At 36.0% G+C, this 17,103-nt stretch carries 11 protein-coding genes and 1 pseudogene; 6 read left to right on the top strand and 6 right to left on the bottom strand.

Annotated elements, in window-relative coordinates; all coding sequences use genetic code 11:
• The first annotated feature begins 57 nt into the window (after positions 1-57).
• Positions 58-1,533 carry an RNA polymerase factor sigma-54 gene (gene rpoN / locus ACLHG9_RS09325; protein WP_410221225.1) on the top strand — a complete coding sequence of 492 codons (1,476 nt, stop codon included), beginning with the start codon at positions 58-60 and terminating at the stop codon, positions 1,531-1,533.
• 60 nt (positions 1,534-1,593) lie between these two features.
• Here rpoN and ACLHG9_RS09320 read toward each other — a convergent pair.
• The 3 genes and pseudogenes from ACLHG9_RS09320 to ACLHG9_RS09310 form a co-directional block, all read right to left on the bottom strand.
• Positions 1,594-2,499, bottom strand: a pseudogene (locus ACLHG9_RS09320) (type IX secretion system membrane protein PorP/SprF); the annotation flags it as partial.
• Positions 2,499-6,047: a PKD domain-containing protein gene (locus ACLHG9_RS09315; protein ID WP_410221224.1), complete on the bottom strand. Its 3,549-nt coding sequence runs from the start codon at positions 6,045-6,047 to the stop codon at positions 2,499-2,501. The pseudogene ACLHG9_RS09320 and the gene ACLHG9_RS09315, both read right to left, overlap by 1 nt.
• 115 nt (positions 6,048-6,162) lie before the next feature.
• Complete coding sequence (locus ACLHG9_RS09310) at positions 6,163-6,618, bottom strand: response regulator (protein ID WP_410221223.1); 456 nt, start codon at positions 6,616-6,618, stop codon at positions 6,163-6,165.
• Between the two features lie 112 nt (positions 6,619-6,730).
• On the opposite strand from ACLHG9_RS09310, the gene ACLHG9_RS09305 reads away from it, so the two are divergent.
• Genes ACLHG9_RS09305 through ACLHG9_RS09285 form a run of 5 tightly spaced genes read left to right on the top strand, consistent with a single transcriptional unit; the run spans position 6,731 to position 13,360 of the window.
• A complete protein-coding gene (locus tag ACLHG9_RS09305) occupies positions 6,731-9,058 on the top strand; it encodes an Rv1355c family protein (protein ID WP_410221222.1) in 2,328 nt (775 codons plus the stop codon).
• A complete protein-coding gene (locus ACLHG9_RS09300) occupies positions 9,048-9,758 on the top strand; it encodes a hypothetical protein (protein ID WP_410221221.1) in 711 nt (236 codons plus the stop codon). The genes ACLHG9_RS09305 and ACLHG9_RS09300 overlap by 11 nt, the downstream gene beginning before the upstream one ends.
• Position 9,759: 1 nt before the next feature.
• A complete protein-coding gene (locus ACLHG9_RS09295) occupies positions 9,760-11,862 on the top strand; it encodes a 7TM diverse intracellular signaling domain-containing protein (protein ID WP_410221220.1) in 2,103 nt (700 codons plus the stop codon).
• A gap of 12 nt (positions 11,863-11,874) precedes the next feature.
• Entirely contained in the window at positions 11,875-12,954 is a 1,080-nt protein-coding gene (locus ACLHG9_RS09290; RefSeq protein WP_410221219.1) for a hybrid sensor histidine kinase/response regulator, read from the top strand.
• The gene (locus tag ACLHG9_RS09285) at positions 12,944-13,360 is read left to right on the top strand and encodes a response regulator (RefSeq protein WP_410221218.1); all 417 of its coding nucleotides are present in this window, start codon (positions 12,944-12,946) and stop codon (positions 13,358-13,360) included. Before ACLHG9_RS09290 ends, ACLHG9_RS09285 begins: the two co-directional genes overlap by 11 nt.
• Positions 13,361-13,411: 51 nt before the next feature.
• Here ACLHG9_RS09285 and ACLHG9_RS09280 read toward each other — a convergent pair whose 3' ends face one another.
• The 3 genes from ACLHG9_RS09280 to ACLHG9_RS09270 are packed head-to-tail and all read right to left on the bottom strand — an operon-like array spanning position 13,412 to position 17,103.
• A complete protein-coding gene (locus tag ACLHG9_RS09280) occupies positions 13,412-13,957 on the bottom strand; it encodes a hypothetical protein (RefSeq protein ID WP_410221217.1) in 546 nt (181 codons plus the stop codon).
• Positions 13,958-15,148 (bottom strand): PilN domain-containing protein, encoded by a 1,191-nt coding sequence (locus ACLHG9_RS09275; protein WP_410221216.1) that lies wholly within the window; start codon positions 15,146-15,148, stop codon positions 13,958-13,960.
• Between the two features lie 11 nt (positions 15,149-15,159).
• The gene (locus ACLHG9_RS09270) at positions 15,160-17,103 is read right to left on the bottom strand and encodes a secretin and TonB N-terminal domain-containing protein (protein ID WP_410221215.1); all 1,944 of its coding nucleotides are present in this window, start codon (positions 17,101-17,103) and stop codon (positions 15,160-15,162) included.

The raw sequence follows: 17,103 nt of genomic DNA, 5'->3' as shown, positions 1-17,103 counted from the left end.
AATAAAAAAAATCTAAAGCATTTATGTATTTTTGAAAACTTTAACCACTCGTCAGGTATGCTAAAACAAAATCTTCAGCAAAAACTGTTACAAAAGCTTTCTCCTCAGCAAATTCAATTTATCAAATTGTTGCAGGTGCCAACTGTTGCTTTAGATACGCGTATCAAAGAAGAATTAGAAGAAAATCCCGCATTAGAAGATTCGAGCTTAATTTCTTTGGATGAACCTAAAGGCGAATATGATGACCTGAATGATGATAAACAGGATTATGACGAAAACAATGGAGAAGAAAGTTCTTTAGATGAGTTTAACGTAGATGATTATCTGCAGGATGATGATTCAAGTGATTACAGCACCTCTTTCAATAACGGTGATGATGAAGATGATAAAAAGGAAACACCTATAGCGGTTGAAAGTACTTTTTTTGAAAGTCTTCAGCAACAATTAGACTTAGTACCTTTGTCTAATCAGGATTTTGTTATAGGAAAACAAATTATAGGCAGTCTTGATGATGATGGTTATTTACGCAGACCTATCACATCTATGATAGATGACCTGGCCTTTTCGCAAAATGTAATTGTTGAAGAAGATGATGTGGTAGAAATGCTTAAGGTAATCCAAAATTTTGATCCAGCCGGCATTGCCGCCAGAGATTTGCAAGAATGTTTAAGCTTACAATTAAAGCGAAAGGACACTTCAAATCCCATCATTAAAAAAGCGATTGAAGTTGTTGAGCATCATTTAGAAGAGTTTACCAAAAAACATTACGATAAGCTTGAAAAATCTGTAGGCATTAGCAGTGAAGAATTAAAAGAAGTGGTTAATGAGATCTTAAAGCTTAACCCTAAGCCCGGAGACTCAAATCAGATTACAACTAAACAGCTACAGATCATACCTGATTTTCATATCAGCAATAACGATGGCACTTTAATTTTAACATTAAACGCCCGTAATGCCCCCGAACTGAGAGTTAGCCGCTCTTATATGGAAATGTTTGATCATTACGAGAAAGCTTCACAAAAAGATAAAAAACTGAAAGAGGCCGTACAGTTTGTTAAACAGAAATTAGACTCTGCCAAATGGTTTATTGATGCCATTAAGCAAAGACAACAAACTTTATTGAAAACGATGAATGCCATTATGCATTATCAGTATGAATATTTTTTAACCGGCGATGAGCGTAAGCTTAAGCCCATGATCTTAAAAGATATTGCTGATAAAATTGACATGGACATTTCAACTGTTTCGCGTGTAGCCAATTCTAAATATGTACAAACAGAATTTGGTACTTTCTTGTTAAAATCTTTCTTTTCTGAAGCCATACAAACAGAAAGCGGAGAAGAAGTTTCGAACAAAGAGGTTAAAAAAATCCTTGAAGACTGCATTAACAAAGAGGATAAACGCAAGCCTCTTGCCGATGAGAAGTTAACTGAAATACTGAAAGAGCACGGTTATAATATAGCCAGAAGAACGGTTGCCAAATACCGTGAGCAAATGAATATTCCGGTAGCAAGACTGCGCAAAGAACTATAATCTTATCCTTGCCGTAATTTCATGCGAACCGGAAGTAATGCTTTTGATTTCTGATGTGGTATAATCATAAGTATAACCTACACTTACCCGGTTGAGCACGTCAAAACCAAATGAACCTGTAAAGGCATCGTTTTTACGGTAACCGGCCGCTAACCATACCAGATTCTTATACCCTACTTTTAAGTTCACATCAAATGCTTTAGGTAAAGGGTTTACGTATTTTAACATTACAGATGGCAGTAGAGAAAAATTGGTGTTTATCCAAAATCTATATCCGGCAGTTATAAAATAATGTGCCGCGTCTTTACCTTCTGTATAATCGCCATCAAAAGCAAGTTTATTTTTAATGATCTGTTGCATTGAGGCACCCAAATAATAGCTTGATCCGTACAGATAGATACCGGCATTCAAATCAGGCGTATATTTATTGATCTGTTCTGATGTTCCAACTACCGGATCATCAGGTTCCTCAAATTTTAATGCAGAATTATCTAAACCGAGTCTGTTAACACCTGCACCAAAACCTACCGCAAGGTTAGCCACGTTTGCAATGGATAAGTGATAAGCATAAGTAAAGTTGGCAGTTATTCTGGTTAAGGGTCCTGTTTTATCACTCAAAAAAACCACACCTACAGCATGATGCGATAAAGATGACTGATAATCGAACATTTCATCTTTGGTTTCAGGATCGTTAATTCCTAAATCGCTCACTGTATAGGTAGCCATATCTCCACCAAAAGAAATGGGCATGCTCATGGTTAAATAAGCTGTTTTAGGTGCACTCTCTACCTTCTGCCACTGGTTACGCATACCCGTTCTGATATCTATACCATTGTACATACCTGTAACGGCTGGATTGATTACCGACATGTTTTGCTGGTATTGCGAATAATGAGGTTTTTGCTGTGCATATGCGCCAAGCACAGTAAACCATAAAACACCCGCTAATTTGTGTTTAACTCTCATCATCTTAAAACCGTTACAGAACCTGTATATCTTTTTCGGCCATTATTAGGCTCAATAATATAATAATAAACCCCAACAGGAACATCTATCCCGTTAAAACGTCCGTCCCATGGTGTGGTATAGGGTTTGGCAAAGAACACTTTTTGTCCATAACGATTAAATATGGTTACTGCTCCTTCTTTAATTGTTTCTAAATATTTTATGTTCCAAGTATCATTTTTTCCATCTCCATTAGGACTAAATACATTGGGTATATCCGGGTTTTCATGTACAAATACATTAAAGGTTTTATAGGTGGTACATTTATCAGATTTTACTTCTAAGGTATAGGTAGTTGTTTTATCGGGGCTTGCTACAGGATTTAGCTCGGTATCACTGCTTAATCCATCTGCAGGCGACCATTTATAAGTGAGTTTATTACCTGTTACCCCCACATTAAACTTTTTCTCTCCGCCCAGTATAATATGCATATCATCACCTTTTATAATCTGTGGATTTTCATTGACTTCAATACTGAAAGTCTTTTCATCCGTACAGGCATGATCTGTGGTAAACACCACTTTAATATCAAATTTGCCAGGGCCTGCTATTTTTGGGTTAAACAATCCTGATGCAGATACACCTTTACCTGTAAACAAGGCATTTACAGGCACATTATTCTCATTGCCAAATACAAGCTGTATCGGGTTATCGTCTTCACAAAGAGGAGGTACATTTTCAATTTTTACCACAGGTGCAGGATATATCGTTACCTGTATAGGACTGGAAGTGATATAACAATTCTGACCTGAGTAAGCCACCATTACCACATTATAAATTTCAATTTTACCTGTATTTGGATACTTATGAGAGTAAATTTGTCCTGGTTGCGGTTTGTTATATACAACTGTTGAAGCTGCATTGTTTTTACCTGCTTTATAATCAAAAATCCATTCTATACGTGTAATCGATCCGAAGCTAACCGAGCTGTTTTGTTCAAATAAGATCTCATTATTGGCACAAAAGGTTTGATCTGATTTGGCTTTGATTTCTGTAATAAGCGGGGTTGCTCCATTAATTACCACTTGCTTAGTTAGTGTTACCGAACAGCCATTTACATCTGTAGCCATTACCTTTACCGTATATTTGCCTACACTGTTATACTTATGTTTAGGGTTTTGCAAAGTACCTTGTACAAGATCATTTGAACCATCGCCAAAATCCCATGCCCAAGCAATAATATTTCCAGAAAGTACACGGCCCTCAAAACTTACCATATCCGCCACACAAGATTCGGGCAAGTCAAAATCTACTGCTGGTGATAAATTAATTATAATATCTTTTTCTATTGTTTGAGAACACAGTCCACCTGTTGTTGCAGTCATTTTTACTTTATAAGTACCTTCTTTGGCGTAAGTGTGTCCGGGATTTTCACTGGTAACAACAGCGGTACCATCTCCAAAATCCCATTGGTAAGCTACAGCAGTATTCTGTGGAACCCTGGTTTTATTGATAAAAGTTAATTTGTTACCAGAACAATATGTAGCCGGTATTTCAAAATCAGCAACAGGCATATCTATGATCATAATTTTTTTGATGATAGAAAGCTCACAGCCTGTTTCTGTGGTTCCCTGCAATTTGATTTCCTTTTCGCCTGCTGTTGTGTAAACATGCTGAGTATCTTTATCAGTTGAAGTCGTGCCATCGCCAAAATCCCATTTCCAGTTCTTGGCTGTATTGGGAATACCCACCGAGAGGTTTTTAAAATCTATCGGATTATTGATACAGGCAGCAGTAGGCAGAGAAAAATCTGGTTTAAATACATCAAATTTAGCCGTAATAACCTGTTCATTTGAACAGTCTTTACCCGCAGGCGGAACAACCGTAGCTGTAAGTTCAAATGTTCCTCCCTGTGCAAAATAACTTGCAGGAACATTGTATTTATACAAATAGTACGTTACACCATCTGCAACATAAGTAGTATAGGCTGGTGTATTAATGGTTTCTATTTTCTTGCCATTGTTTAAATTCCATACGATCTTATCTGTTAGGAAAGGCAACTGCAATACACTTTCAAAATCTGTTCCTACACAAAAATTAGTTGAAGCAACATTACTTCCCTGTTCAAACATTTTAATATTTGAGCTGAGGTTTTTTAAATCTGTACCTGCTAAATACGCATAAGATTCTACCGTACCATAACCATAGGCAATGGCTACGAAACCACCATCGGCTTTTAATCTGTGTTGTGCAGCCATACCGGTAACATCAATAATTGCATAACTGTAATCGCTATTAGGTATGGTTTTAAAACTTCCATTAAAACTATTTCCATCTAAAGTAAAACCCTTAATATCTGCTGTTTTAATAATGATGTTCAGATAATAATTGATGATATTGGTATTTACTCCTGTAACGCTGTTTAATTTTGAATAAACCGTTATATCTTTTAATGTTTGCTCTATAGGATTTAATATGGTCATTTCCGGATCACCGGGATAAGGCTGGTTGGGAGTTTGAGTAGGATGATTATTGATATTACAGGTTTGTGAAGTCTGGTATTGTGCTACAGCTATAGGATGATCAGATTTAATAACATTAGCTGTTTTCGAAGAAAATGTAATTATGCTTCCTTTTGCATAAGGATTTTTTAACGTAACTCCATTTACAGCACTTGTGCTACCGTTAATATTAACCGTTGTGTTATCTTCTGCTACTATTATCCTGATCACATCGCTGTTTCCATGTTCAGTATTATAAAAGGGTGCCGAAACAAAGTTTTTGCCCCATGAAGAAACCGGAAACATCTGTTGTAAAAGGTTATCTCCCCCACTTGGACTACGGTTACTTCCATTTTCACAAAATGCAGTCCAGGTACTACCAGAGAATACTGCAAAGGCTTTACAATTAGTAGATTTTATATAAGTTCCTGAAACGTCGCCTAAAGACTGAAACTGATAAATTTCGCCCTTATTTAAAGTTAACTGAAACGCCTGCCCCGCTTTGCGGTTTGTATTTGAGCTGGTTTGTGTAGGTAATATCTCTAATCTAGTATTATCCTCAATACTTACAATGGTAAATTGCGAATAAGGAGTTACATTAGCTATACCGGCATTCTCGTAAGAAAATGCATAATATTGGTTTTCTAAAGCAGATGTGGGTAAAACCAGTGTAGACCCGGTACGGGCATTATTAGATATAACTTCATACAGAGAAACTGGCTGGTTCGTAGTAACATGAACAGCTTTATTTTTTTCAATCTGATCTGAAGTGCCTATGTAAACATCAACTGCATTAGGATTGATAAAAACAGGTGTAACCACATTAGCAGTTACTGTACCGCTGGCAATTACTTTTGTTCCAATAGTTACGGTGTAATCGGCATTTACATCTGATGAGAGGAAAAGTGTCATCCTCGAAGCCAAACCATCTATATGTCCTGTATAGGCCAGCCAAAAATCGGTACCTTTATTAGATGTATATTGTGCAAACGCACTATGTATATTTAAAACAACAAAAAGACTAAGAACCCAAAAGCCTTTGCGCTTGCTAAAAATGCTATGAAGCATACAATAAAAAAATCAGTTAATAGTTTGTTGGCAAAACAATGAGCACTATTTTTTGCCTTATGCTAAAAACAGAAATCATATCTGCAAAGACTTGTTACCGTTCTTTATTCTTGATTTAAGAAAGCAAACTTTGCCTCGCTATAAATTCTAATTGTTTGTTGGCTATAAGCAGTTTTTCTGTTAACTCCTTGTTTTCTTTACGCAAGTTATATATTTCTATGGCTTTGTCAATATTAATCTTCAAATCTTCTAATATCCACGGTTTCTGAATATATCTATAAACTTCGCCCTTGTTAATGGCATCTATTACGGCATCAATATCCGTATATCCTGTTAAAATCATTCTTATAGGGTCCGGATGTACCTCTAATATCGAAGCCAAGAATTCTACTCCGGTGGTTTTTGGCATTCTTTGATCAGAAATAATAACCTGAATGTCTTCAGTTTCAAGAATTTTTTTACCCTCCTCGGCTGATTCGGCTGTAAAAACTTTGTACATTCTTCTGAAGGTAGCCATAAACGCACTTAAATTATGTGGTTCATCGTCAACGTATAGTATATTTGCGCTCATATATTGGTAATAAAAAGTTAAAATTACCTTTTTAATGTTACTCTAAAAAACTAATTTAGTTGTTTTAATATTGTAACGACTAAATTATTTAAAAGTTTATTTTTTTTACTAAATGTTTTCTAAAACTAAATCGGAAATAATCCCCGGCTCGCTATTAGCTCATCACCATAATGCCGGTTTTACTTACACACCCGTTTTTTTCGATTTAAATATAGAAGAGCAAAAACAAAATTTGCTTGAAATTATAGAAAACAATAACCGCATTGAAGTATTTGACTCTATAGTTGCGCAAGTTTCAGAATACCTAAAATGTGTTAAACCTAGCTTGGCTCTCTTGCCAAAAATAGAGTTTGAAAAACTGGTTGAACAAAGATTTGCTGACAAATCAACCGATTATTATGGAATCTGGGTGTTTTATCCCTGGAATAACCGCCTTGTTCATCTTTTAAATGAAGAAGAATTTCGTGAGGTCAGAACTAACCGAAACAAATACAAAATTACTTCAGAAGAACAGCATACCTTATCTCAAAAAAAGATTGGTATAATGGGCCTTTCAGTTGGACAGTCTGTTGCTTTAACCCTAGCTATGGAACGCGGTTTCGGTGAGTTACGTATAGCTGATTTTGATGCGCTGGATTTAAGTAATCTAAACCGAATCAGAACAGGTACTCACCATATTGGCTTACCCAAAACCGTAATTGTAGCCCGAGAAATTGCCGAGCTTGATCCTTACCTGAAAGTTACCTGCTTTCATGAAGGTATAACCGCCGATAATTTAGATATTTTCTTAAACGGAAACAGTAAACTAGACTTGCTTATAGATGAATGCGACAGCTTTGACATTAAAATAAATGCCAGAAAAAAAGCTAAAGCATTAGGCATACCTGTATTGATGGAAGGTAGCGACAGAGGGACAATAGACATAGAGCGCTTTGATCTGGAACCACAAAGACCTGTGTTACATGGCATGGTTGACCATTTAGACATGGATAATTACGCAAATCTGAAAACCATGGAAGAAAGGTTGCCTTATATCAGCGCTGTTACCGGAATTGAAACACTTTCTCCGCGTATGAAAGCTTCTGCCGTAGAACTTATGGCCACCATTTCTACCTGGCCACAACTGGCCAGCGCTGTAACTTTTGGCGGCGGTGTTTCTGCTGATCTCTCAAGAAAGATATTACTTAATCAATTAAATATTTCGGGAAGATTTTTCCTTGATCTGGATGAACTGATCAGTGATCCTAATAAGAATGTACAGAAACAAGATGATCAGAAGATCAAACCATGGTCTGTAGCGGATATCGAAAACTACATTAAAAATAACAGTTTTGATCAGTATGTTCATAATGGTATCGATTTAGAAGAAAAAGAACTTACTTTACTTGTAGAAGCAGCCCGTAAGGCACCCTCTGGGGGTAATAACCAGCCATGGAGATGGCATTATCAAAACAAAGCATTACACTTATTTCTTGAAGAAAGTTCTGCACAAGCGTATTTAGATCCGGCTTTTATTTCATCATATATTTCTTTAGGTACTGCAATAGAAAATCTTTTGTTAACCGCAGCCACTCTTAAGCTTAAAGTAAATTGGCAGTTTACACCTCTTATGCTACCTAAACACATTGCTGTATTTAGCTTTGAAAGAGGCTTTGAAGCCGATGATCTGCAATTGAGCCTTGCAGCACAGATCACCAACAGGCACACCAACAGAAAAATTACGCCTAAGCAGTTGATACCATTAGATAAGCTGGAGTATTTGAGTGGATTAGCAGAAGATATTGATGGCATCAGCTGTAAGTTTGTTAGTGATACCGAAAAGATTGCGCTCGTTTCTAATATTGCTTCTCATTGTGATCTGTTACGTATGTTTATACCTGAGGCATACCATGATTTTGTAAACCGGGAAATGCGGTGGAATTTAGATGAAGTAAATTCTACAGAAGATGGTATAGGTATACATACTTTAGATCTTGGCAATACAGATCAGGTAGGTATCAGACTGGCCAAAGATGAAAAAGCGATACAATTTTTAAAAACAATAAATGGAGGAAGTGGATTTAAACGCCTTACCAGAGATCAGCTAATGGCCTCTTCATGTTTAGGTTTAATTTCTGGAGCTGATATAAGCGCCCTTTCTTATCTTAGAGCAGGTCTTGCTACCGAAAGATTGTGGTTAGGCGCTACAGATATAAAGATACAGTTACATCCTTTAAATGTACCGCTGATCTTCTTTTACAAAAATTCCATTGAAAATAATTTAAGTATCGATTCTTTTGAAAAAGAGAAATTATTTAATTTGGAAAACGATTTAAGAGGTATTTTTGAGCTTGATGAGCAGCAGCATCCTATGTTTATGTTTAGATTATTTATAGCCAGTTCTTCACCTGAAAGAACCATAAGAAAATCAACTTATAAAATATTTTCAAGTGGAAGATAATAAACCAGAGATTACAGACTTATACTTTAAAGCGTTTAGAGCCGTTGAAGACAGGGCGTCCTGCATGAAATTCATTGAAGGGCATACCCATGTATTGGAAATATTTGGTATAACGCAAATAACCTCTGCAAAAATAGACTGGGTATTAAATCCTGATGTATATGTTGTGCAGGTTTCTGCAGAAGAAGGTGGAAAAGCATTAGGCGGCGGCCGCATTCATATGGCCAACAGAAAACAACCTTTACCTATTGAAGATGCTGTGGGTGAGATGGACAGCAGAATTTATGGTTTGGTAGATCAGCAGGTTGAAACCGGTATCGGAGAATTTTGCGGTTTGTGGAACTCATGGGAAATTGCGGGACTTGGAGTTGGAAGTATTCATTTAGGACGTACTTTTATTGCTTTGGCGCACACTTTAAAGCTGAAAACTTTACTGGGTTTATGTGCTCCGGCTACTTACCGTAATTCTTTAAGAGTGGGCTTCAGAGTACTTAAAGAGCTGGGCGTTGATGGTAAATTTTATTATCCAGCTGAAGACCTGACCGCTACAGGATTAATTATTGAAGATCTTGAGAACCTACCTCTTGCCGTAGAAGAAGAACGACTGGCCATACAGAAATTAAGAACAAAAGAGTTAACAAAAACAACCATAACCACCTCAAAAGGCAATGAAGTAACTTTGCACTTCGACCTTCTCTAAAATGAAAGTAGTTAAATTTATCATTCTCATATTTTCGCTATTTTTCTTTGGAAAGAGCTTTGGACAGGGCAAGTTGCAACTTTATCCTCTTTCTGATAGCAAAACTTATAACATACATGATGTTATTGCTCACAGTGATGATTTTCATGATGTAAGTTCAAATTTGTTGAATTTAGGATTAGGTAATAAAAACGTATGGCTAAAAATAACCAATCCTAAAGCAGCCGACATGGAATCTTTACTTATTGATCAGTCGAGGCTCAGTCACTTAAATCTCTATTTTGTAAAAGACCAAAAAGTAGTTAAAACCATAGCTTTAAGCGGTACACAGCTGGTTCCCTGTTCTAAAGAAATAGGAAATGTTAAGATTTTTAAGATCAATGAATTTCAGGGAAATACCGATCTCTATTTAAATCTGATTTCTAAAGAAATTTTTCTGGCTCCTGTTATGACCAATACAAAGGCTGAAAATACTGCCCTGCTCATGAACAGGGATGTTTATTTTGGCCTTTATACTGGTGCCGTACTCATCATGTTTGTTTACAATTTATTTCTTTTTTTAAGTGTAAGAGACAAAAACTACTTCCTGTATATTTGTTATATGTTGTTTACCTGGCTAACCCAGATTTCTATTATGGGTTATGCTACCAAGTTTTTCTGGCATAACAGCAATTGGATGCACCAGCATTCAGTAGTCATTTTTTCTATTTTAGGTTTAATCTTTGGTATTTACTTCACCTTAAATTTCCTGAAAGTACAGCAATACATACCCAAACTGGCGGTATATTTTAAAATATTACTGATTGTTTCTATTGTTGTACTTTTGCTGTCTGTATCTACGGGTTCAAGTGTATTTTTCCCTATTATGCAGTTATTAACGCTTTTAAGCTGCATTTTGGCCTATATCTCTGCTATTATCATTTATTTTAAAAAGAAATATTCACCTGCGCGTTATTACCTTATTGCCTGGTCTATCCTTATTATAGGTGTAATTCTGTTTCTGATTAAAGACTATGAGATTATACCTTATAACAACTTTACCATCTACATGCTTCAGATTGCCACTGTGGTAGAAATATCACTGCTTTCTTTTGCACTTGCAGACAGTATTAACTTTGTAAAGAAAGAAAACGAAAGCATACAGAAACAGGCTCTTGCTACTTCTCTTGAAAATCAAAAGCTTATCCAGGAGCAGAATATCATATTAGAGCAAAAAGTTAAAGAACGAACAGAAGAATTAGAAGAAATCAACCATACCTTAAACCATACTTTAACTAACCTTAAATCTACGCAGTCGCAACTGGTAGATGCCGAAAAAATGGCAGCCTTAGGCCAGTTAACTGCCGGTATTGCGCATGAGATTAACAACCCTATAAATTTTGTTACCTCTAATATCAAACCTTTACAATTAGATATTGATGATCTTAGAGAAATCATCAACAAATATGAGCGCCTGGATCCTGAAGGAGATATAACACAGCAATTAAAGCAAATCAACGACTTTAAGAAACAAATAGACCTTGATTTTGTCAATAAAGAAATCACTTCCCTCTTGTCGGGCATTAGTGAAGGTGCAAAACGAACAGCTGAGATCATTAGAAGTTTAAGAAATTTCAGCCGTGTTGACGAAACAGATATGAAGCCTGTAGATCTGAATGAAGGTCTGGCTTCTACCTTAGTACTGGTGCGGAACAATATTCCCGATAACCTTACCGTTATTAAGGAATTTGGTGTGATACCTAAAGTAGAATGCCTACCTGGAAAAATCAATCAGGTTTTCATGAATTTGGTTTCTAATGCTATACAGGCTATTAAATCTAAAAATGAACCCGATGTAGAAGAATTCTTAACTGTAAAAACCTGGAGCATTGATGACAAGGTATTTATCAGTATAAAGGATAGTGGAACAGGAATGACAGAAGAAGTGAAAAATAAAATTTTTGAACCCTTTTTTACCACAAAAGATATTGGAGAAGGTACCGGTTTAGGATTGTCTATTGTGTTTGGGATTATTGAAAAACATAAAGGAAACATAGAAGTTATTTCACAGCTGGGTGAAGGAACAGAATTTATTATTACCTTGCATACCAATCTACCAAACTAAATTAATACTTATATGAGTTCTACTACCGTAAGGGTTTTGTACATTGATGATGAAGAGAACAATCTTCAGGCATTTAGAGCCAGTTTTAGAAGGCAGTACGAAATTTATACCGCTATCTCGGCGCAAGAAGGATTAGAAATCTTGCAGAACATTGAAATGCATGTTATCATTGCAGATCAGAAAATGCCCAATACTACAGGGGTAGAATTCTTTAAAAGTATTGTACATACACATCCAGACCCTATTCGCATTTTACTAACAGGGTATACTGATATAGAGGCTTTAGCCGACGCAATTAACCACGGAGATATTTACCGCTATATCCAAAAGCCCTGGAACGATTTAGAACTGCATAATTCCATCAAAAATGCTTATGATGCGTACAAGTCTAAAATAGACCTGCGCAACAAGATGTTAGAACTGGAAAAAACCAATGATGAGCTGAACCGCTTTATTTATAGTATATCGCATGAGTTAAGGGCTCCTTTGGTATCGGTTCTGGGTATCTTGAATTTAGTAAAAATGGAAGGTTTATATAATTCAAGTGGTGAATACTGGGGGTTAATAGAGGCTTGCTCTAATAAATTAGATTACTATATCCAAAAAACACTGCAATATTACAAAAACGCAAAAAACGTAGAGGAAAAGAGCGATATAGATTTTGAAAGCTTATTAAAAGAACTGATAGATCTGTATACTTATATTGATGTAGAAACCGTATTTACCTTAAATGTAAATCAGGCGGTAAAATTTAGAGGCGATATTTTCAGAGTTGAAGTTATATTGGGCAACCTTATTTCAAATGCTGTAAAGTACCAGAAGCAAACAGAAGCACATAAAAAAGTTAATATAAATGTAGATGTTAATGCCTTTGAAGCCGTAATTACCATACATGATAACGGTATTGGTATTTTAAAAGAACATCTCGAAAAAATATTCAGTCAGTTCTTTAAAGGCAATGCTTTAAATGGCAGCGGTTTAGGATTATTTATCGTAAAAGAAGCTTTAAATAAGATAAATGGTAAAATAACCGTTAATTCAACAATAGAAGAAGGGACAACTTTTAAAATTAATATTCCTAATGCAAACTAGAACCGAAAAAGTGATGCTGATTGACGACAATGATATTGATCTTAAGATCAATTCAAAGGTTATTGCATTATCTAAACTTTTTGATGATATTATTATATGCAGATCAGGCGCTGAGGGCCTTTCTTATATCAAAAAGCATATCAACCACCCCCACCTGCTTCCTCAGTTTATCTTATTGGATATACAAATGCCCGAAATGGATGGGTTTGAGTTTTTAGAACTCTATAAAAACCTGCCTCTTTCTTTTCTGAACAGCTGCAAGCTGGCCATTCTGTCTTCAACTTTAGATTTTGGTGATATCAAAAAGGCCGAGGCAAACCCTTATGTAGTGCGTCTGCTTAAAAAGCCTTTGTATCCTAATGAGCTGGAAGAGGTATTGAAAGCCACCTTTAATTCTGCGCATTAATTTTCAATATTATACTTATTTAAGTAAACTATTCTTATTAAGTTAAAGTAATTACTTATCTATCATTCTCAGGTCTAACTGTAAGGTTAAATCCTCATTTTTGGTTATTATAAGTCCTGTTTTTGGCTGGTAGATGTATAGTTTGCCTATATGGCCTGTCTGGGTGCTTTTGCTTAAGGTATCCAGCAATTTTACGAGATTAAAATAATTGCCTTTAAAAGTAAATTGCTGTGTAATTATTTCTTTAGCCAGTCTGGCGGTGTCTGTAAGTTCAGAAGTTTGTGGTGTATAGCTGATCTTAACATTTTTACTTACGGCCATACCCGAAATGGCTTGCCACAAACGATTATCGCGATCTTCTTTCTTTACCTGATAAGATTTTACAACTTCAGTATAAAAATGGTATTTCTTATTTACCTGCAAAAATGCGCTGTCTTCACCCTGCATATCAAGCTGTTCTTTTCTAAGTTTGTGATTTAAACGATACGCTGCAATGGCATGCTTAAAAGAAAAATGATAAGCAATTATAAATGTAACAACTATTGCTGTCCCAAAACCCCAGTTTTTTTGTTGTTCGTTAAGCTTGTTCCACATCATTTAATAGGTAATAAGAAAGTTAAACAGATATTGTTCTTTTTCCGGATCTTCCTGGTAACTGGTTAGCTTGGCAGTTTTTACCCATTTTTTTTCTTTAAGTAAGAAAATCCAGTTATTTACCGCTGTAAGGTTATTGGTTACACCTGTAATTTTAATTTGCGGGGTTTTATCTTGTTTTTCTGTTTCGGTTTTAAAATCGTTGATATGTATTTCGTTCAAAGTGAGCTGTCCGGGTTTACTTTGCCCTATCTCATTGAGCAACCAGCCATAGTTATAGCCGCCGTTCCAGTTCAGTTCTTTAAGCAGTTGTTCGTTCTTACCTACATTGGTTTTCAGTAAAGCGAGCTGATCTGCGCTGGCTGTTTGAGCACCTACCTGCTGTAACAGTTTCTCATTTTGTTGATTAAAATGCGTAAGGCTCGCAAAACTGATAAGTAATAAGCCAAAAAGTGTCATTAAAAACCATAAGGCACGTTGCTTTAATTTAATGTTAAACTGTTCTTTTATAAAAGAGGTATTCACAGAAGCTACATCGGCAATTACCATTTGTAATTTTTGATGTAACAAAAACTGAAAAGCGGCCGCATAAGCTCCTATATTTTCTTCTGCAATAGGTTCTTGTCCTAATTTTAATGGAAAACTGTTTTTAATTTCGGGATCTATCTTGTAACTGATCAGATTACGTTTTTCATCTAATTCAAAAACATGTCCATCATAGTGTAGATTATTTCCATATAAATTGAGCTGAGGCCATATATGTATGGTATGAACAGCGCCCAGACTTATGCTATAGACCTTAAGCCCCGCAAGCTTCAGTTTATCTAATAATTCATCAACTCCTTCTTTCCTAACCACACTCAGTAAACCAAATGCTTCCTGTTTAAAAAACTGTATATAGAATTGCTGAGGAGCTATAGCGGGAAAAGCTTGTTGGAATAACCGGGTTAAAGGTGCATCATCCGTAAGCTGTATATTTTTATGCAAAAGGCCCTTGCCTGTTAAAACCAATACTACAGGGTATTCTTTAGGCAAAGCGGCAATAACGTTTACCAGTGAACCTTCTGCTTTTTTACATGCCTGTATGCGTATTTCGTTGCCTTTTCTGTTAAGCAGGCAATAACGACAACTATAGGTATGATCGCTCTGAATATATAGTTCTACTCCTAATACAGTCTGAAATCCGTCAACCATTATTTTTTATTTTAATAAAGAATTGTGGGTTTGATAAATACCAGGGTAACTACTTTATTGTTACTTTTTTCTCTGCTGCTAAACAACCACTTAATAATCGGGATACGTGATAATAAAGGTACGCCCGAACCTCTTTCAGCTGTCTCGGTACGTTCAAGCCCACCCAACACAATCATATCTTCATTTTTAGCCCTAATCAAAGAGGTAAACTTACTGGTTGATTTTGGCGGTGGTGCATTTTCAGGCGGATTACCAATAAAATCAGAAATATTCACTTTAATATTTAAAGTTACCTGGTCATCGCCTGATACAATAGGTTTAATATCTATCTCAAGATTAGCGTTTACTTCTGTAAACTGCTCTGTGACTACAGTTTGTGCATTTAAAGAAGGAATTACGTTCTGTGTACGCTGACTATAAAATCTGGAACTGCCTATGCTAAGATTAGCTGTATGGCCATTCAGTGTAGAAAGTTTTGGCACTGATCTGATTTCTACATTAGAATTATTTTCCAAGGCACTCAGTTTAACATAAAAATTAGGTGTAACCCTGCCTAAATTTACAGAATTGTTACTTCCCAACCGGGAGAGAAAATCATTAATAGAATTTGCTCCAAAAGTATAATCTATGCCCGGTAAAATGGTTCCTCCGGTTTTTACACTATCAGAAACTCCTGCACTGATGCCCGTTTTTACACTTTTTCCTTTCCTTACATCTACCAGAGTTACCTCTATCAGCACCATAGGTACCACTCTGTCTATTTGCCTGATATAATTTTCTATTTCATTGATCTGCGGAGCCGACCCAGCTAATAAAATGGTATTCTGCTCTCTAAACTCTTTGATTTCCACACCTTTTTTCCATTCGGTAGGTATCATCATTTGAATCGTATCTAATGAACGGTGCTGGAGCTGCACAATGCGATGCGAACGTAAGCCTTCCAAACGTCGCTCTCCGATTAAATAAACACCTCCCTCTCGCTTATAGGTATATTCTGTTCCTTGTAGCAAAGAAGTTAAAAAGTTGTCATAAGTAATGTTATTTAGACGAGTAGTTACACTTCCTTTAATATCTGAATAGATAAAATAATTTACGGCAGCTTCAGTAGACGCACTTTTAATTAAATCCAAAATTGGGGTGTTTAACGCATCAATGCTTAATAGTCTCTCTCCATTGGCATCTTTTCTGCTATTTAGATTAAAATTAGCTACCTGACCTGCTCCCGGCGATTGTGGTCTGTTGTTACGTTTAACTGCCGTGGTGTTGTCGTTATTAATATAAAGCTCTTCGCCATCTCCTAAAGCCTGAAAAATAAATACATTATCGCTGGTTTTATTAAGCTTTAATCCGTTGGCATAAGCCATTTTGTCTAAGGCTGTTTCAAATGGAGCTGCAGCAATATATGCAGACACAGTTTTGTTTAGTAAAGTTGTAGATACCACTACATTTTTTTGCGAAGCCTGACTTATCTTTTTAGCTACCAAAGACAGGGTATCGTTATTAAGCTCAAAGCCCAGCATATCAGTAGTTGCGTTATAGTTTACCTTGATGTTTTTAGGTGGCTGAACCACTTTAGCAGGTGTTGCCCTGGTAATTGACATAATAGAGCCTATTAGCTGGATATCAAGATCATATTCTTTAGATAGAAACAAAAGAATATTTAAAGGCGTTTCGTTAGTAAAATTATAAAACACCTTAAAATTAAGTTGCGGATCAATGTTGATATTAAGGTTGTTAGACTGTGCCAGTGCTTTTAAAAACTCTGGAGCTGATGCACCAGACATAGATAGCTGTACTTTCTGGGTAAGCCCCGGTACAGTTACGGATAAAGTTTTTAAACGATTTTCAATCTGCTGTAAGCGTTCTGTTTTAGCCTGATCTTGAGCATATGAAGAAATGCTTACAATGCTAAAAAATAATAAGAGTATAAATTTAAAATAAAGTTTGTTGGTCAT

Origin of the sequence: Pedobacter sp., from assembly GCF_046462515.1 — a bacterium.
In the GTDB taxonomy this organism is placed as follows: Bacteria; Bacteroidota; Bacteroidia; order Sphingobacteriales; family Sphingobacteriaceae; genus Pedobacter.
This window is presented reverse-complemented; position numbering and strand designations above follow the sequence as displayed.